The sequence below is a fragment of the Pseudomonas fragi genome (assembly GCF_900105835.1).
Classification (GTDB): Bacteria; Pseudomonadota; Gammaproteobacteria; order Pseudomonadales; family Pseudomonadaceae; genus Aquipseudomonas; species Aquipseudomonas fragi.
In genome coordinates this window covers 583,082-599,694 of the sequence record NZ_LT629783.1, presented here as the reverse complement: position 1 = coordinate 599,694, position 16,613 = coordinate 583,082, and the positions used below count along the sequence as shown (strand labels likewise).

Sequence of the window (16,613 nt, the reverse complement as noted above, 5' to 3'; positions counted from 1 at the left end):
AAAGCCACCCAGTGCCATATTGGAATTCTGTCAGGTATCCCCTTTCTCGCTCGCTCGTGTACTACGTGCGAGCGGGGGCAAAACTGGGGGCACCGCTAGTTTATTTCATCCTGAAACCACCGTCTTAGAGCTGTAGTCAAATGTTTTTCGGGGATCCGGAGAGTTTGTAACTGAACCCACTGCACTCCAGAGTGAGTGGGGACAGAGGTGCAGGTAAATTTCAGCGCCTTAAAAAGATGCGCTCAACGAAGAGCGCACCTTGTGTACGTAATCGAAAAATCGCCCGGTGCTTACATAACCACAACCCACAGATCCTTCTGTAGAAACTCCGCTTCCTCGACAGCATCTTCAACAGCGATTTGTGCATCAAGCAGCAACTGAGAAGCCGAGACAGCCCAAGCCGCGGTCTGGGCAAGCAACCCCGTAAATTTAGTGCGAGGTACTCTAACCCTACGGCTCATATCGCTGCCATCGCCTATCAACCCCGCCAAGTCGGTGCCAGTCAGTGCGTCGAACAGTTCGGCGATCGAGTGCGAGTTGACGGAAAAACTTTTCAGGAAATTGAGGTGTCCGTCCACTTCATAGGCTTCCCCGGACAGCGGGTCCGGCACCAAGTCCGCCGGTATTGCGTAGAACTCGAAGATCACGCCCATCAGACAACCACCGTCGAGGTGCTTGGCATCTCCCATACCTGGGCGGCACCAACCTGCTGCGCGTTGTAACCTGACTCACTCAACAGCACCCTCAGGGCATTCCCAGGCAAGTCCACCAGGTCGCATGCCATCAGCGCCGAAGACGCGCCACGTTTCAGGCGGCTCAACTCGCGTTCAATGCGTTTGAAGTGCAGCGCCTGCAATGCCGCGAGTGCGGTAGCACAACCTTCAAGGTCACGGTCCGCCAATTTGCTGGTGGCAACCGCCCACTGTTCGGCCTGCTCGGTCGTCGCCTTGTCAAACTGGCGTGCAGCGCATGCCTGAAGTAGCTGTCCAGCAAGCTTGCGCGCCAGGTCATGATCGAGATCGACCAACGCCGCCAGCATCAACGCCTGGGAGCGTTCATACAGCACTGCGTTGTCGTCGAGCTTGGCTGCGCTGACAGCTTTGGCCACCGCGCGCCGGGCACTGCGTTGTTTGCAAATGATGGCCAGCGACAGTTCGACCAGCAGCACTTCGGGCAGGGGTTTGAACAGGCTGGCCAGTTCACTGGCATGGCTTAAAATTGTTGTGGCCGCTGCTTCATAGGCGGGTTGGTCATCTAATATCTGAGCCGCCGCCATGTAGTCGACCAGGCCCATACGGCCAGCCAGCACTGGCATGACTTTGTTGCTGCCACGCGCAATGCGCCAGTTCCGCTCCCATTGCTCGACAGCGTCGAGATAACGCAACTGCGTGGCTTTGGCTAAGTTGCGCAGCAATTCCAACTGCTCGCTGGTCATTGGCATTCGAGATATCCCCTTTTAGCAGAGACCGGCGACCCGATCGCAGCATCACCACGGGCCGTCATATAACACAAGGTTAGTGCATTGTATGCTTGCAGAATGATGTTCCCCGCGTCCCGACGCGCCTCAAGTTCCGGCTGACCGGCCGACGTGGCACCTGCCGCGCAGGCGTTGACCATGTACAGCGCCCGAGAGGGCGCGTAAAGCAGGTCCGTTTGGCTGATGCGCCCTCCAGTAAGCCCGGTTGAGTTGACGAAAGCCGGCGTCCTTTCGACGTTACCGTACGCACTCTTGCCCCCCTTAGCCTCGCCCACGAGGACCAGCGGCTTGCCTGCGCTCGGTACGTGGATGCACAGCAGCACATTGACGTTGTAGGGTCCCGCACACTCCAGGTATGTCAGCCGGTTTTTAGCGTCACGCGCACCGATGTATTTGCTGGTACCCAATTGAGTGGCCTGGCCCGCAACCCCCGCCGACAAATCTTCACCTAGCAATGCAGAGGCTTCGTATTGCCAGGCGATCACGCCCATTTCTTCCTTGATCGCCCGCAACTGCTGGGTATTTCCACCATTAGCCTTGTGCTGTGCGAGGTCCAATTCGGCCTTGGCGGCACGAGGTCCCAGCGCGGTGGCAGCTAGCGGAAATACCGTGCGCCATGCGTCCGCGCAGATCACCATCGCCTCCAGATGCCTGGCAACCGGCAAGTTGCCATTGCAGCGGGCAATGAACAATGCGTCGCGCACCCGCCGAGCGAGGGTCACGATGCTTTGCGCCGTGGCTGCGGATAGGGCGAACTGCTGCAGCAGGACGATCAGTTGGTCGCCCTGTACCTGCAGCGATTGCGTACCCAGCGCCGCAGTCAACCGCGCAATCAGTTGGTTGATCTGCTGCACGGTAGAACCGCCGCCGCCGCCCGTACGTGGGTATGAGGTAACACCACCACTCATGCCCAGCCCCTTGCTGTCGGAGCACTGATGATGCCCGTGCCTCGCACCTGCACGGGGTGGCGGTCCTGGGCCGATTGCAGGGCGTCAAGGGAGTTCCAGATCTTGCTGCGCAACGCCGCTTCATCCGCGCAATCGGGGATCAACAAGCCCAGCAGATCGCCCAACACTTCCTGCGGCCCCTCATCGCCTTTTTCGATGGCCACCAGCCGCTGGGCCAGCCCGGCGGAGAACCCAGGTGCCGACAGCGCGTTTTCCATCATTTCTAGCGCAAGTGCGGTCTTGACTCCCATCTCGGTCAAACGGACTTGGCCACTGTCGATCGGAAGTTCGATCAGTTTCTTTTCGATCAAGCCCTGCAAAGACGCCGAGCAGGTCGACGGGCGACCGATTTGCGCACGCTCCATCTCCAGCAATAAGCGGTCGAGCGACATGCGCCACAAGCCGGCAGACTCGGCCTGCAAAGTCGCTTGCAGGCCTGTAAGGTCAGGGTAATAAGTCAACAGATGTTCGGCGTCATTGCCCGGCGCGCCGCCCTCAAGCAACAAAACCAGTTGCTCCTGAGTGAGCGAGGTGCAGCCCACGCCCTCAAAGCGCACACCGAGTGCCGACCTTTCCAGCCCATCGAAACGGTAGTCGACCCGTATGTCGGTCATGATCGGTGCGGTATCCTGTGCGCTTTCAGCGAAGAGGAAACGCTCCCAGATAATGGTATAGATGTCGCGGCAGACCGGATCGTGCAGCACCGCGCTAAGCACCTGCGGCGACGCAGCGCGGTCCAGCGGCATGATTGGCGGATGGCCCGCTTGCTCATTCGAAACGACGATCGGCTGCTCGGGCTCGAAGCCATCCGCTGCCTCAGTGCTGGATGACCATGAGCCGTCATAAAGCGCCTGTAACGCCATCATACTGTCCCAAGGCAGATGCCGGAAGCGTCGCCACGCCTCGGCCAGCACGGAAAAAGTGCCTGCATGGGGCACGCTGATTCGCTCGCGGATGACTTCCGGCTGTTGCGTTACCTTCAAACAGTAAGGCTTGATCTTCTCAATGATGCGAGCCACGTCGTGGGTCTTGGTCAGTTCGCGTTGCTCGTCAAAATTCAGCACATAACCGTGCAGTTCGACGCCCTCTACTACCAACGTGGCGCGTATGCGACTGCTGGCCTGGTGCTGAGCGCTTTCCCTGGCACGGTCAAGCAGCAATCTCAACACCGCAGCCTGCACCCGACCAACACGGCGCACGCGGCTGGTGGACTGGCCAGGGATCAAGCACGCGCCACAGTCCACCAGGGCCTGGAATTCGCCCATGTCCACGCTGGCCTTGAGCACGGTGGCCTGGGCGAAACGTTGCGTCACCAAGCAGTCGATCGTTTCGCGCACCGCCTCCGCCAGCACCTTGCCCTCGTCCAATTGGCCTGGCGCGGCAAAGGCGCCACGCACCGCCGGGCCATTGATCGCACCCAGGCGCACACGGGCAACGGGTTTATCGCCGCTGCCATCCCTCAACAGACGCTGGACCTGCCAGGCAATCAACTCGCCCATGCGGTCGTCGTCGGTTGCGATGATGACATCCTCCACCGCCGCCAGAAGCTTGAAGGCCTCTGCCAGGAAGGCCGGTGCACGCTCCTCGGGATGCGGCAACGGCACCAGGCCGGCGCCAATGTCGACCCCACCGTCGAGCGAAAGGCCTTGCAGCGCACCGCCGGTAGTCAACACGGCACAGGTCTTGCCCAACATGTTCGCCAGCGTACGTTGTTTGCCTCCGGCCTCAATGATCACCATGCGCCGTGGATACAACAGGCGGGCTTGAGTGGTTCTGCGCAGATACGCACCGAGAAAATGGATCGGTGCCAGAGGGGTGTTGCTTTCCTGTGAGCCACCTTCGGCAAACAGCCGCTGCGGGTGAGCAAAAACGATGAATGATGATTTCGCCCGCGAAACCGCTACATTGAGCAGCGCCGCATCGCGATCCATGAAACTGCCACTGGCGTCTTCCGGGCCTTCCACCACGCTGAAGCATACGATCGGGCGTTCCGCGCCTTGCAGTTGATGAACCGTTCCGACCGTGACCTTCTCGATGTCATCGACGGTAGGCCACTGGATACCGGCCGTGGCGCGCAGCCGTTCGAATACCTTTTCCAGCCCCTTGCGCAGCAGGTCAGCCTGAGCACGGTAGGCCGTGATCAGCGCTACGATGTCCTGCAATCGTTTGCCACGGGTTTCAGCGTCTGCCTGCCATATCGGCCAGCGTTCGCCTATCCAGCTGGTGATGTGCTCGACTTCCTGCGGATTGCTCAACGAACCGCCCGAACGCCCCGGCAAACTCTCGATCGCCACCCAGGCCATGGCGGGCTCCAGCAAGGCAACGCCTTCCGTCGTGCGAGGGACCAATGTCTTTGCGTAACTCAACTCATTGCAGTAGCCGATGATGCTTGGCTTGCACCTGTAGTGGTAGCGCAGGGTAATGCCCAAGTCATTGGCTTCGCGCCATTTCGACACCAGCCGCGCGGCGGCAAGGATGCTGCCGTCGGCTACCGAGCGTCGCGACTGTTTCAACCCGCTGATGAGGCCGCTCGCTTCAACACTGGCCGCCACCGCAATTTCGCTCAGGTTGTTGTGGTTCCAGATTGGCGACAGTTGCTTCAAGTCCCCCACTACGGCCGCGCACTTGGCCAGCAAAAGGGCCGCGCCAGCCAGCTCTGGAGAGGCCTGCCCAGCTTCGTCGATCACCAGCAGATCGATCAGAGATAAGCGGTGCATCACGTTGGGGTCACCATCGCTGGGGGGCTGCACTTTGCACAATGACGCCACGCTATGCAGTGTCGACACCAGGCACGGTGTGAGCATGCAAAGGCGCCGCAAAGCGGCTTCGACGTTCAACGGGTGCTGCGACAATAAGCGCTCGCGCTGGGCTAGCAGAAAACGCCCTTCCCAATAGCGGGCCGCCCAATGGAACGCATCGCTACGGAAGGTCAGATCCATCAGCCCTTGAGCGGCCTCGACATCGTCGAGGTCGGCATGCAGTTGACCGATAAGGCCGCTAACCACCTCGTGTCGCTTAGCCGGCCATACCGTCGGATCAGCTGGTTTTGCGGCTTCGATCAAAGGCAACCAGCGCGCGCTGCGCGCACTCACTGCGTCAAGGAACGCCTGGCCTGCCTGTTCATTGCCCGCCAGCCTTTCCCAGACCGCCGCCACTGCATCTTCCAAACGGCTCAGGCGATCATTACCCAGCACCTCACGCGCGCGCTGCAGGTATTGCTCCTCGAATTCCAGCGCCTTGCGTGGGTCCAGCACGTTAGGGCGGTTGCGGTACTGCCACAGCATACCAGTGCCGTGGCCAGGGATCAGGCAGACGAAGCGTGCCAGCTCGGCCTGCTTCTTCTTGTCGTTTAGGACACTCTGGGAAGGGAGGTATGCGCCATAGCTCTGTAAGTCAGGGAGCCAACGCTGAGCATGCGCCAGCCTGGCATCAGGGTGTGGCGCCTTGCCGAACGCTTCGATGACGTTGGTGACCGATTGATTGGTTGCACCGCAGGCAACGATGATCGGGCACTCGCCCTTTTGTAGCGCGGCGCTGACCCATCGGCTGGCCACCACCGCCCGCAACATCGACGTTTTGCCGCTGCCTGGGGGACCATTGATGGCTTGCAGTTCGCCTTCCTGAAGACTGGCGACGGCGCATACCGCCTTGCGCTGCGATTCGTCGAGCGGAAACAACGGACGGTTGCTTTTACTTTCATCGTACTCGTCGATATGCCCGACGATCAGGTTGGCGATGGTGCCCGGCATCTCGTGGGTCTGCCGCGCAACTTCGGTGCCGCAAAACGAGTCGAACAACGGTACCACCGGGGCTTCGGCTGCATCCAGATAGGTCGAGTACACCCCGCGCATACCCTGCGAGCCACCGCCCTGGCTGGCGAACACCGCAACTTGCAGCGACCACTCGGCCGGTTTGCCATTACGGCTATTGGCCGCTCGTGATTCACGTGCCAGTTTCACCAGTTCACGCTCAACGCCAGCATCTTCATCGACTTCAAGCAGTTCGCGCATCACATCCTGGCAGGCGGACCACCACGTGGCCCAGTCCAGGTTTAGGGTGTCATCAGCTGCCAGATCGGCCATGGCCTTGTAGATACGTGCGTTGGCAACATCACGTTCGGCAATCGCAAACCCCCTGGCAGCCTGGTCTGGCGCCAGGTAATCGGGGTTAAGCATCGGCGCGGCGTTGCTACGGGGAGCAAAAAATTGGCCATCGACCAGCACCGCGGGCACCGACAACAAGGGGTGGCGCCTAAGCGCGCGCTGCCCGCGTGCGTTCATCTCCCAGACCACTACCACGACATTAACATCGACGGTGGTGCGCGACTGATCGTTTTCATCTACCTGCGTTCCCAGGTCAGGCACCTCGGCGATGGGCAGAACCAGCAATGGCTCGGCAGCGTTAGAGTCCTTGGACTTGTCGGTGCTGTACGACTTGAAGTTAATGAAATCCAGAGACCGTTGCCAATACGCGGCAACGCTCTGCGGCGGCAGTGCTGGTGCACGCGGCTTTGCCTCTGGCGCTGCAGCCGCTGGGTGCTGTGAGCCCACTACCGTAGCTGGAGGTTCGTCGATGCTTGCGTTATTGATCATCGACGCCAGGCTGATCAGGAAGTCACTTATCCGTTGGCGAGCTTTCATAGATCCTCTCGAAGTGGCGTAGAGCGATGCAGGCGTTTTGCGTTCCAGTAGGGAGGAGTACTTGAGCTGATGCGCACCACCACCGTTACCCCTTCGGCCAGGCCGGCGGCGTCCACGATCGAAGTCGTGAAGTAACCTGAAATGTTGCCGCGCCCCACACGCGGGTCATTGATATCCATCCTGACCTTTATCGACACTTGCGTTTTTTTCACCACAGGGCTGTCGGCTTCGTCATCGCCGCAGGGCTCTGCAACATCAGCGGTTTCCTCGACCTTGGCTTTGGCGGGAGCTTCAAGCTCGGTTACACGAGCGCTGACCCAATCGATCACCTCACCCGGGTTCGGATCACGCAATCTCAAGGGTGCAAGCAGGCGACGGCAGTTCCAGCGCGCGCCTGCAGCATCCCAAGTCAGGGCCAGTTGCAGGCAATCGATACTCAACCCGGCCAATTCTTGCGCCGAGCCACACTGCAATACCTGCGCTGCCTGCAGCACCGTTGGCTTGGCAGAGGCGATGGCCGAAGCATCAATGGCGTCAGCCGGATGGATGGTGCGGATCGACTGCTTGAACAGTAGTGAGGTCGGGACATATACAAGCGGCCAAACCTTCGAGGGCGGTGAATTGACGGCGAAGGCGAGGCTCTTTTTATCGGTGTCCGTTGTCCAATTCGTCAATGCGAGTGCAAAAATAGCGCAGTTGCTAGCGTGGTCGGTGATCGCCTCCGCTGCCAACGGCGTCAGCACCTTCGTCACGCTCCAGTCCCCTTCGGGCGGTAGCAGCGCCATGAATGAGAGCGGTTGGCCGTGCTCCAAATGCGCAACCTTTGCTTGGTTCAATACTTGGGTAGTCAGCGTTGCAAAACGGGTCTCATCCGTTGGCGCATTTAGTTCGATACGCCAACTGCGCTTCATGCCATTGCCGCAACAGCTCAGTACGATCCCACTCAGTTCCTGCTCGACAGGCTCGCGTTCCGATGCCAGCGCAATCACACGCCAGCGGTCTTTGACGACGCTGATGCTGCAATCAAAAGGTTCACCTAGTTCGGGTAGGGCCTTCGCTGCGCTGGCAAAGTAAATCGCTTCGGCGGCAGGCGGGTCGGCGGACAGCACTTTTGCAAAGCCGAAGAAGCCATATGGCCCCTCTTGCCATTTATCTATGCGCGCGCTGACCTCATAAATGGGCGATGCGGTTTTTTCGGTCATGACTGCGTTTCAAGTCGGGATGGAATGGCTGAATACGCAGAACGTGACGTTTGTTGCCAGCACGAACCTTGCGTTCAGGCTTTCAAAGCGCCAGAGCATATAGGAAAAGCTCGAACTAGACATCTCAGCGCGCACGACAGGCGGCGCCTGCCAGCAATAAGGCCTATAGCCGTCATCGGCCGTCCAGATCGAGGTTCAGCCAACGATGGCCAGCGGGCTCGACTGTTACATGGGCGCGCTGTTGATTCATCGCGATCACCAGCAAGCAAAGCAGTTCGTCATCGACGGCCAGCAGCGCCTGACAACCTCCCTATCAATGACCGAGCCGTTGTGAACACACCCAGGTGATGCTGCACAAATAGCGCGCAAATGTAAAAAGTATGATGGCATAATGCCTCGCAACCCTGCAAAACCCACATTTCCCCAACGGATAAGGATCGGTTCCGATGACATGGCCAGTCACGCTGAAACTCGACAGCACTGCCTACCCGCTCAGCGTGGTGCAACGCGCCGCTTATTCCCTGGCTGGCACTGTCACGATCCAGGTCGGTATTGAAGCCAATCACATAAGCCTCACGGCCCACCCCGCTGAAGAAAGGCTAACCCTTTCCCGGGAGCAGGCTCACTCGCTAATCCTTCAGCATCTGAACGACTTCGCCCTACGCGACCATATCAACCGCGAAACAGCAGGGTTGCGCGAGGTCCTAGCCCGAGCCGCGCTCGCTGGATGTGGGATTTCCCAGTGACGCTAATTGCGACAGACGCCAAGCACTACCGCTTGCTACCTTTTCGATTCATGCGCATGAACACGGGACATGACCGTGACATTCTGCTCACCTCCGATACCGGTGAGTACATGCACGTGAACGACGCGCAATTACGAGCCCTCAGTTACTTCGACGTTCAAGCAAGTACGCGTTTTTACAAGGACCTGCTAGCTCGCCACTTCATCTACGAACCAGGCCGCCACGACCCGTTCCCGGAAATGGCCGCGCAGTATCGCAGCCGCAAGGACTTCCTCTTCCAGGGCCCTGCATTGCACTTGTTCGTGGTGACATTGCGCTGCAACCACACCTGCCAGTACTGCCAGGTGTCGCGGGCCCCTCTGGGAGGATCCGGCCACGACCTGTCGGAAGCGGATGCACAGGCGGCGGTCGATCGCCTGTTCGAATCGAACGCTCCAGCCCTGACTGTGGAGTTTCAGGGTGGCGAACCACTTTTGGCCTTCGAGCGCGTCCGCCAAATTGTCGAATGGATCGTGGAGCGGAACGTGGTCGAACAACGGGATATCCAGTTCGTCATCACCACCACGCTGCACCACCTGACGGAGGAAATACTCGATTTCGCTGAGCAAAATCGCATCCAGTTTTCGACCTCGCTCGATGGCCCGGCGCCCTTGCATAATGCCAACCGTCCTACTCCGTCACGAGACTCCTACGAACGCACTGTAAAAGGCATCCGGTGGGTCCGTGAGCGTCTTGGCCATGATGCGGTTTCCGCGCTGACCACGCTGACTTCTAGAAGCCTCGAACAACCTGAAGCAATCATCGATGAATATGTAAATCAGGGTTTTTCCAGCATCTCGCTTCGGCCTCTGAGCCCTTATGGGTTTGCCACCAAGAGTGCCCATCGACTTGATTACCCGATTGAGCGATACCTGGCCTTCTACAAGAAGGCACTGGCCTATTTGCTACACATCAACCAACAAGGCGTATACCTCTCAGAGAGTTATACGAGCCTCTTGCTGAGAAATATCCTGACACCCTTCTCCTCCGGTTACGTAGATCTGCGCTCCCCAACTGGCGCAGGCATCGCGGCGCTGGTTTACAACTATGACGGTTACGTCTACCCCTCGGACGAAGCCCGAATGTTGCTGGAGATGGGAGAAGACGGCTTGAGGCTCGGCACCGTGCAGCAGCCCTTGTCTGAATTACTCGCATCACCCGTTATGAATGTGTTGCTCGCCAGTGGCGTAGCAGAGGCGCTGCCGGGCTGCGCTGACTGCGCACTTGTCCCGTACTGTGGTGCTGACCCCGTCGAACACTATGCCCGTCAAGCTGACCCGATCGGACACCGAGAGTTCAGCAGCTTCTGCAATAAGAATATGGGGCTGCTGAAGCATCTTTTCGGCCTGCTTTACGATGGCGACGACAACGTGCAGAGGGTACTGCTGTCTTGGTTGAACAGGCGCTCTTACAACGATGTCCGGTTACCGGGTTACAGGGGCTGATGGTGATGCTGCGCAAAGATACACACTTCGAAATCCATCACCTGAATGAGCCGAAACTTCTCAAGGTTATCACTCTGGATGAGTTCATCGAACAAGGGCTGGCTGTTTGTGCCGGAGACGCTGAGTTCGGTGACCTGCTGCTTTGGCTGCCAAACGAAGAACGGTTACAGAACCCGCATCTGCTCTCATTACCAGTGGGTGGATTCCTGATCCCGGAGCCATTGATCGGCGACTTCGACAGCGCGCTTCCACACCTGCACACCCCCAAAGATGTGGATGTCGTGCAACCGGGTGATGTCATTGCTATAACACCCGGCAACGCGTTGGTACGAGTGCTTTATCGACGAGGCTCAGACAGCAACCTGCTGTTTATGACCGATCGTTGCAACAGCCTTTGTCTGATGTGCTCGCAGCCACCCAAAGATATCGATGACCGTTGGCACATCGAAGAGAACCTACGGCTGATCGACCTGATGGACAAGGGCGAGGAAAATCTGGGAATCAGCGGCGGAGAACCAACGCTTTATCGTGACGGCCTGCTCGAAATACTGGCCAAGTGCAAAGCCGTTTTGCCGCAGAAATCCATTCATGTGCTCAGCAACGGGCGTCTGTTTCAAGACCCGAGCTGGATCGCAGCGCTCTCGGCCATCGGCCACCCTCAGTTGAGTTGGGGCATCCCGTTGTATGCCGACAATGCCGAAGACCATGACCATGTGGTGCAGGCTCCAGGCGCGTTCAGCGAAACCCTGCAAGGTCTTTACAACCTGGCGCGTGCCAACCAGATTATCGAGATACGCGTGGTGCTCAATCACCTGACCACGCCACGCTTGCCAGAGCTCGCCCACTACGTGTTCAGGAATCTGCCCTTCGTGCGGCATGTTGCGCTGATGGGTATCGAAAGTACCGGCCTGGCCAGGAAGAACTACGAAGAACTGTGGATTGACCCGCTGGACTATCAGGAGTCGTTGAGCCAGGCGGTGTATTTCCTGTTCAACCGCGGAGTACCGGTCTCGATCTACAACTTGCCCCTGTGCCTGATCCCGGCCCACCTCTCACGTTTCGCTCGCCAGAGCATTTCGGACTGGAAGAACCTGTTCATCGATACCTGCCAGCAATGCGCTGGCGTCAAACATTGCTCTGGCTTCTTCAAATCCCACACCGACCGCTGGCAGAGCCGCGGCGTACAACCACTATCGACCGAGGCCTTTAGCGCCTATACAAGGAGCGCACAGTGAAATTGCTCGACCGCTGGAAAGTCCTGATCAGTGGCATCAGCTTGCTGCCTATGGCAGGTGCCACCCTGGCACAGGCGGGCCATCTGTCGCTCGCCGATGCGAACTGGCAACCCAACGACAAGCTACAGCCACCGGTCTTTGCCGATACGCTCAATGCGCCAGACACCGTCAACATCTATGCGGCACATCGCTCACACAGTTCACACCGGTCCCACAGTTCGCACAGTTCTCACTACAGCGGCTCGGGAGGCTATAGCGCACCTCGCTACTACAGCCCACCCGCTACCAGTACCCGAAGCTACAGCGCGCCTAATGCTTCGAGCAGCACCTCAAGCAGCAACAGCCTTTACCAGTCGTCTGGCACTACCAGCGGATCAAGTTCGAGCACTTCAAAGAGCCGCGCGGCCAATGAGCAGAAAAGCAACCTGGTCACCCGTGTGCAGACCGCGCTGATGGTGCGCCAGTATTACCAAGGCACGATTGATGGGGTGATGGGCAAGGCGACACGTGGTGCGTTGATGGCCTTTCAGATGGACACCGGGCTGACCGTGAATGGCCGGATGGATACGCCTTCGCTGAATGCGTTGGGGATCAAGATTCCATAAGTCGCTTCAGATTAAAGCTCGCCCCCGTTCAGAAACGAAGGAACTATCCCATGCAGCACATCACTCAAGTCGACAAAACTCTCTGGGCATTGATCAGCCGCCTGCAAGGCAAGGAGTTGCAAACACCGTCGCGTAGCGCCCGTTTCCGTATAGCGACTGTTGATGCAAATCGCGTTGTGATTGAGACCGGATCTCAAGACTCGCAGTTGACGCTGACTCGCACAGCATTCCAGCAAACGTTGGACTATCTCGCCGGCAACCATCATTTCGGCCAAGCACAAGCTGTGGACATCAGCTCAAACCATACGTACGAAAAAGCCGGCCCACTCTGCCAGGCGGCTCGTTACAGAGTAGAAGGCAAGCCGGGCCGTACCAACATCACCTACATTCTGCCGATTCTTGAGCAGTGCCAGGCAGTCGGCATCCGGTCGACCACCCCAAACAGCACTTGGCTGCTACCCTGAGCCGAGGTATAGGCCTCCTTTTATGCCTATACTTGGTCCAATGGCGCTCTTCAGCCCTCGGTAAACAGCCTCTTCCACATGGATCAATACGCCGAAGCCTACTTGCGACTGGGATCCCGACAAGCGATGGGCACTATTTTGATGCGCGTCTGAAAGGTTCCCCCCGGGCCGCCATTGTAACGGCTCCTGGGCCAACGGCTGTGGACGACAGCATTTGCGCCTGTTGTGCCGGCGCCCAAGGTTAACCAAGCGCTTACTCAAGCACCCCCGGATCGCGGCGGATTTCTTCCCTGGCCATAGCTTCCCACAAGAACGGGAACCCGTTGGCATCAGTGCGCTTGCCGGTGGCAAGCACCACTTGATCGGGCAACGGCGAACCGCCTCCGAGTGCCTCTACATGCCAGGCCAGACGGCTGCGCCACTCCAGGGTGATCGCACGCAAATGCGCCTGGCGTATACCGTTACCCACCACCAGCACACCGTGGTTGGCAAGTAACGCCCACTTGTTGGGGCCCAGTGCGTTCACCACGGCACGCCCCAATTCGCCGTCTTCAACCGTACCGCGGTACTCGTCATAGAGCACCGGGTCGGTGTCAACCAGGGCCGATGTCTGGTCGTAGACCGGCGGAATGCGCCCCGCCGCCGACCACACCGATCCCCATTGCGGGTGATTATGGATCACCACCTGAACATCATGCCGTGCGGCATGTAAGTCCATATGCAAGTTGATGGCCGGGGTGATGTTCCATTCTCCTTCAATCACCTTGCCCGCATGATCGAGGCGCACGATATCCGAAGCGCTCACCTCTGCCCACGTCAGCTCCCACGGGTTGGCCAGGTATGTGCCGTCGTCCTGGCGCACCGTGATATGGCCGGCGATATGGTCGTTATAGCCTTCGCGACACAACACCCGGCACAGCAGGGCAAGCGTCTGGCGGGGGGTCAGTTCGGGCAGCAGCGCATGCCGGCCCGGCTTGGGCGTGAAGCGCGCCAACAGCGCCTGGTTCAGTTTGTCGTGCAACATGGATAATCCCCCTTCAATCACGCGTGGATGCTCTGGCGAGCGAATACAGAGGCACGCTGCATGCGCCGCTGGTGCGGTTGATAATCAAGGATGGCGTTGTGAAGTACGCTGCGGTTATCCCAGATCACCATGTCACCGACAGCCCAGCGATGGCGAAAGGCAAAATGCGCCTGCTGGCAGTGGCCGTGTAAATAAGCAAGCACCGCGTCGCTTTCAGGGATGGCCAGGCCGTCGATGTAGGTGGTGTACGTCGGGCTCACATACAGCGCCTTGCGACCTGTTACCGGGTGTTTGATCACCAGCGGATGCAAGTGCCGACGATTCATGTTGATCACCTCCAGGTAGCGCTCGTGACTGACCACGTTCTGGCGCAACGCTGCGGTCATCGGCCCGTTCATGTCGTGCCAGGCACTCAGGCCCTCAAGGTAGTGCTGCATGCGCTCTGACAGTGCGTCATACGCCGTGGTCATGCTGATCCAGCAGGTGTCACCGCCCACCGGCGGCAAGATGTGCGCGTGGGTCATGGTGACGATGGGCGGGCTCGGTAAAAAACTTTCGTCGTGGTGCCACATATCGGCACGGTCACCATGCCTGGAGTCAATCACGGTGATCTGCTCAAGGCCTTCGCCCAGATTGGGATAGAACGTGTGGACTTCCGGCTCGCCAAAATGCCTGGCAATCGCCAGGTGTTGCTCAGGCCTCAAGCCCGGGACGTGCAGTACCAGGGCTTCATGTTGAACAAGTGCCGCTTCAAGCCCTGCCAGGGTATCTGGCAAGAATACGCAAGCGGGATCCAGATCAAGTACCTCGGCGCCAATACTTGGCCCCAGGGGGCGGACGGTGAAAGCTGATGACATGGGCAATCTCCCGGCAGGTGTGGAGTAACCGATCCTGTAGCGCGCATCGCTGCGCGTTTGGACGTTGTCTGATCGACGAAAATGATCATACTGACGTCGCCAAGGTTCAGATATTCGCATTCCGCAAGGCACAACTTACCTTGGTAAGGTATTGATTTTGTTCGTTTATATTCAAGATGCAGGGCCATGTGAAATGGCCCGCTCGGCTTTTTGCAAACAACCAAGGCGATGAAACCGCGATGGCCCCAAACATTTCCCCGGCTCAGCTTCCCGCGCTACGCAAGCGCCCGAGCCAGTCACGCTCGCGCGCGCTGGTGGACGCCGTGGAACAGGCGTGCTTGCAGATTCTCGATGCAAAAGGCGAAGCATCGCTGACCGTCGCCCTTATCTCGGAGCTGTCAGGGGTCGCGGTCGGTTCCATCTACCAGTACTTCCCCAGCAAAGATGCAATTGTGGCCTTGTTGTACGAGCGTGTTCTCGATGAAGAAACCCAGACGCTCTTGCGCATGCGTGAGCAATTGACCGGCAAGCCTTTGCGATTGGCGTTGCGGGATATACTGGCCAACATCATTCGGGTGGAAACGCGACTGTTCAAATTGAACAAGGCCTTTCACTTGCGTTACCACTCTGCCCTTCACCTGGGCAAGTGGGGCGGCCCCTACCAGACGACAGGCGAGTTCATTGAGGCCACCTGGTTGCCGCTGGTGCGACTGTACGAGCATGAGATCAACACCGAGCACCCGGCCCTGGCGGCTTATTTGCTCGGGCAAGGCTTGCGCAGCGTGATCCGCTCGGTGCTGGATGATATGCCGGCGCAAATGGAATCCGCAGCATTCCTTGATAGCCTGGTTGGCATGGCGATGGGCTGCTTGCAGCCAGCCTCGTTTGACTGATATCCGGCCACGGGCGCTGGATCGAGGTCGGGTTTTGTACTCAACCTCCGTCAGCGGGCTTTATTGTCCGCAGTCTGGTCGCCCTGATCAGGCCGGAAAATGCCTGCATCACGCCGGGCCAATGCCAACAGCTCATCCACGACCATCCTGATTTTGGGTTGTATATAGCGCGTGCGTGGCCAAATCACATGGATGGGCATTTCGGCGCCTGCATAAGTGTCCAGCACCGGCACCAGTAGACCTTCCCGGATATGCGTCTGCACCAGCCAGGTGGGCAGTTGCGCCAGCCCGCCCCCGGCCAGCGTCATGTCCAGCAGCATTTCCCCGTCCCCCATCTCGTGCTTGACCCGTACTTCGTGCTCATTGGTCTGCCCCTTCTCGTCAATCAGCATCCAGGTTTTACGGGTGCCGTTGCGCCAGCCAACAATGCAATCGTGGTGCAAAAGGTCTTCAGGGGTTTGAGGCGTGCCGTGTTCTTGCAAATAACCGGGCGTCGCGCAAATCAACAGGCATTGACTGCCCAGCTTGCGCGCGACGATTTCTGCGTCATCCTTCAAGTTGCCGATACGGACTACAAGGTCGATGCCATCGTTGACGATATCCACCAGCCGCTCACTGAAACTCACGGACAGATCGAGCTGTTGATAGCGCACAGCCATATTGATCAGGGTCGGCAAAATATGTCGTCGGCCAAAGGCGGCCGGCAGGTCTATGCGCAGCCGACCGATAGGCTCCTGCTGCCCGGTGGTCAAGAACCCCTGGGTCTCGGCCAGCTCATCCATCACCCGCAGGCAACTGGCCAGGTAGGCCTCACCTTCGGAGGTGAGGATAAGGCGTCGCGTGGTGCGGTGCAGGAGCTTGACGCCCAGGCGCGCTTCAAGCCGGGTGACGCTTTTGCCCACCGCCGAACTGGTGACCCCGAGTTCGAGTGCCGCCGCGGTGAAACTCAAGGACTGAGCCGAGGCAACGAACTCACGAATACCGTCAAACGGGTTTGCAGTCATTATGGCTTCCAGAGCTGAAATGTAGGAATTTCTGA

At 58.7% G+C, this 16,613-nt stretch carries 15 protein-coding genes; 7 read left to right on the top strand and 8 right to left on the bottom strand.

All coding sequences use genetic code 11. From position 1 onward, the window contains the following. Nucleotides 1–290: 290 nt before the first annotated feature. From BLU25_RS02715 to BLU25_RS02695, 5 genes are read right to left on the bottom strand one after another with little or no spacing between them, the layout of a single operon-like run. Nucleotides 291–653 carry a hypothetical protein gene (locus tag BLU25_RS02715; RefSeq protein WP_016780837.1) on the bottom strand — a complete coding sequence of 121 codons (363 nt, stop codon included), beginning with the start codon at nucleotides 651–653 and terminating at the stop codon, nucleotides 291–293. Beyond that, complete coding sequence (locus BLU25_RS02710) at nucleotides 653–1,441, bottom strand: hypothetical protein (RefSeq protein WP_134048440.1); 789 nt, start codon at nucleotides 1,439–1,441, stop codon at nucleotides 653–655. The genes BLU25_RS02715 and BLU25_RS02710 overlap by 1 nt, the downstream gene beginning before the upstream one ends. After that, on the bottom strand, nucleotides 1,432–2,385 hold the full coding sequence (locus BLU25_RS02705) for a hypothetical protein (RefSeq protein WP_016780835.1): 954 nt from the start codon (nucleotides 2,383–2,385) through the stop codon (nucleotides 1,432–1,434). The genes BLU25_RS02710 and BLU25_RS02705 overlap by 10 nt, the downstream gene beginning before the upstream one ends. Continuing rightward, on the bottom strand, nucleotides 2,382–7,064 hold the full coding sequence (locus BLU25_RS02700) for a DNA topoisomerase (protein WP_083369509.1): 4,683 nt from the start codon (nucleotides 7,062–7,064) through the stop codon (nucleotides 2,382–2,384). Before BLU25_RS02700 ends, BLU25_RS02705 begins: the two co-directional genes overlap by 4 nt. Beyond that, nucleotides 7,061–8,266 carry a hypothetical protein gene (locus BLU25_RS02695; protein WP_016780833.1) on the bottom strand — a complete coding sequence of 402 codons (1,206 nt, stop codon included), beginning with the start codon at nucleotides 8,264–8,266 and terminating at the stop codon, nucleotides 7,061–7,063. Before BLU25_RS02695 ends, BLU25_RS02700 begins: the two co-directional genes overlap by 4 nt. 205 nt (nucleotides 8,267–8,471) lie before the next feature. On the opposite strand from BLU25_RS02695, the gene BLU25_RS23825 reads away from it, so the two are divergent. From BLU25_RS23825 to BLU25_RS02670, 6 genes are all read left to right on the top strand, one after another. Next, nucleotides 8,472–8,600 carry a hypothetical protein gene (locus BLU25_RS23825; RefSeq protein ID WP_016780832.1) on the top strand — a complete coding sequence of 43 codons (129 nt, stop codon included), beginning with the start codon at nucleotides 8,472–8,474 and terminating at the stop codon, nucleotides 8,598–8,600. A 112-nt stretch (nucleotides 8,601–8,712) separates the two neighbouring features. Further along, the gene (hxsD, locus tag BLU25_RS02690; RefSeq protein ID WP_016780831.1) at nucleotides 8,713–9,012 is read left to right on the top strand and encodes a His-Xaa-Ser system protein HxsD; all 300 of its coding nucleotides are present in this window, start codon (nucleotides 8,713–8,715) and stop codon (nucleotides 9,010–9,012) included. Then, on the top strand, nucleotides 9,009–10,496 hold the full coding sequence (hxsB, locus tag BLU25_RS02685; RefSeq protein ID WP_016780830.1) for a His-Xaa-Ser system radical SAM maturase HxsB: 1,488 nt from the start codon (nucleotides 9,009–9,011) through the stop codon (nucleotides 10,494–10,496). The genes hxsD and hxsB overlap by 4 nt, the downstream gene beginning before the upstream one ends. Beyond that, on the top strand, nucleotides 10,496–11,731 hold the full coding sequence (gene hxsC, locus BLU25_RS02680; RefSeq protein WP_016780829.1) for a His-Xaa-Ser system radical SAM maturase HxsC: 1,236 nt from the start codon (nucleotides 10,496–10,498) through the stop codon (nucleotides 11,729–11,731). Before hxsB ends, hxsC begins: the two co-directional genes overlap by 1 nt. Further along, entirely contained in the window at nucleotides 11,728–12,336 is a 609-nt protein-coding gene (gene hxsA, locus BLU25_RS02675) for a His-Xaa-Ser repeat protein HxsA (RefSeq protein ID WP_016780828.1), read from the top strand. The genes hxsC and hxsA overlap by 4 nt, the downstream gene beginning before the upstream one ends. A gap of 50 nt (nucleotides 12,337–12,386) precedes the next feature. Further along, nucleotides 12,387–12,800: a hypothetical protein gene (locus BLU25_RS02670; RefSeq protein WP_016780827.1), complete on the top strand. Its 414-nt coding sequence runs from the start codon at nucleotides 12,387–12,389 to the stop codon at nucleotides 12,798–12,800. Between the two features lie 253 nt (nucleotides 12,801–13,053). Here the strand turns inward: BLU25_RS02670 and BLU25_RS02665 are convergent, their stop codons facing one another. Then, nucleotides 13,054–13,824: a class II aldolase/adducin family protein gene (locus BLU25_RS02665; RefSeq protein WP_016780826.1), complete on the bottom strand. Its 771-nt coding sequence runs from the start codon at nucleotides 13,822–13,824 to the stop codon at nucleotides 13,054–13,056. Nucleotides 13,825–13,841: 17 nt separating this feature from the next. Further along, nucleotides 13,842–14,681, bottom strand: coding sequence for a TauD/TfdA dioxygenase family protein (locus BLU25_RS02660; protein WP_016780825.1), 840 nt, complete (start codon nucleotides 14,679–14,681; stop codon nucleotides 13,842–13,844). Between the two features lie 239 nt (nucleotides 14,682–14,920). On the opposite strand from BLU25_RS02660, the gene BLU25_RS02655 reads away from it, so the two are divergent. Continuing rightward, the gene (locus BLU25_RS02655; RefSeq protein ID WP_037001211.1) at nucleotides 14,921–15,574 is read left to right on the top strand and encodes a TetR/AcrR family transcriptional regulator; all 654 of its coding nucleotides are present in this window, start codon (nucleotides 14,921–14,923) and stop codon (nucleotides 15,572–15,574) included. 50 nt (nucleotides 15,575–15,624) lie between these two features. Here BLU25_RS02655 and BLU25_RS02650 read toward each other — a convergent pair whose 3' ends face one another. Further along, nucleotides 15,625–16,578 (bottom strand): LysR family transcriptional regulator, encoded by a 954-nt coding sequence (locus tag BLU25_RS02650; RefSeq protein WP_016780823.1) that lies wholly within the window; start codon nucleotides 16,576–16,578, stop codon nucleotides 15,625–15,627. Nucleotides 16,579–16,613: the final 35 nt, after the last annotated feature.

What these genes read in the sequence shown, in the direction of transcription:
- BLU25_RS02715 (WP_016780837.1), bottom strand. Translation starts at nt 653, where the DNA reads ATGGGCGTGATCTTCGAGTTCTACGCAATACCGGCGGACTTGGTGCCG.
- BLU25_RS02710 (WP_134048440.1), bottom strand. Translation starts at nt 1,441, where the DNA reads ATGCCAATGACCAGCGAGCAGTTGGAATTGCTGCGCAACTTAGCCAAA.
- BLU25_RS02705 (WP_016780835.1), bottom strand. Translation starts at nt 2,385, where the DNA reads ATGAGTGGTGGTGTTACCTCATACCCACGTACGGGCGGCGGCGGCGGT.
- BLU25_RS02700 (WP_083369509.1), bottom strand. Translation starts at nt 7,064, where the DNA reads ATGAAAGCTCGCCAACGGATAAGTGACTTCCTGATCAGCCTGGCGTCG.
- BLU25_RS02695 (WP_016780833.1), bottom strand. Translation starts at nt 8,266, where the DNA reads ATGACCGAAAAAACCGCATCGCCCATTTATGAGGTCAGCGCGCGCATA.
- BLU25_RS23825 (WP_016780832.1), top strand. Translation starts at nt 8,472, where the DNA reads ATGGCCAGCGGGCTCGACTGTTACATGGGCGCGCTGTTGATTCATCGC.
- hxsD (WP_016780831.1), top strand. Translation starts at nt 8,713, where the DNA reads ATGACATGGCCAGTCACGCTGAAACTCGACAGCACTGCCTACCCGCTC.
- hxsC (WP_016780829.1), top strand. Translation starts at nt 10,496, where the DNA reads ATGGTGATGCTGCGCAAAGATACACACTTCGAAATCCATCACCTGAAT.
- BLU25_RS02670 (WP_016780827.1), top strand. Translation starts at nt 12,387, where the DNA reads ATGCAGCACATCACTCAAGTCGACAAAACTCTCTGGGCATTGATCAGC.
- BLU25_RS02665 (WP_016780826.1), bottom strand. Translation starts at nt 13,824, where the DNA reads ATGTTGCACGACAAACTGAACCAGGCGCTGTTGGCGCGCTTCACGCCC.
- BLU25_RS02660 (WP_016780825.1), bottom strand. Translation starts at nt 14,681, where the DNA reads ATGTCATCAGCTTTCACCGTCCGCCCCCTGGGGCCAAGTATTGGCGCC.
- BLU25_RS02655 (WP_037001211.1), top strand. Translation starts at nt 14,921, where the DNA reads ATGGCCCCAAACATTTCCCCGGCTCAGCTTCCCGCGCTACGCAAGCGC.
- BLU25_RS02650 (WP_016780823.1), bottom strand. Translation starts at nt 16,578, where the DNA reads ATGACTGCAAACCCGTTTGACGGTATTCGTGAGTTCGTTGCCTCGGCT.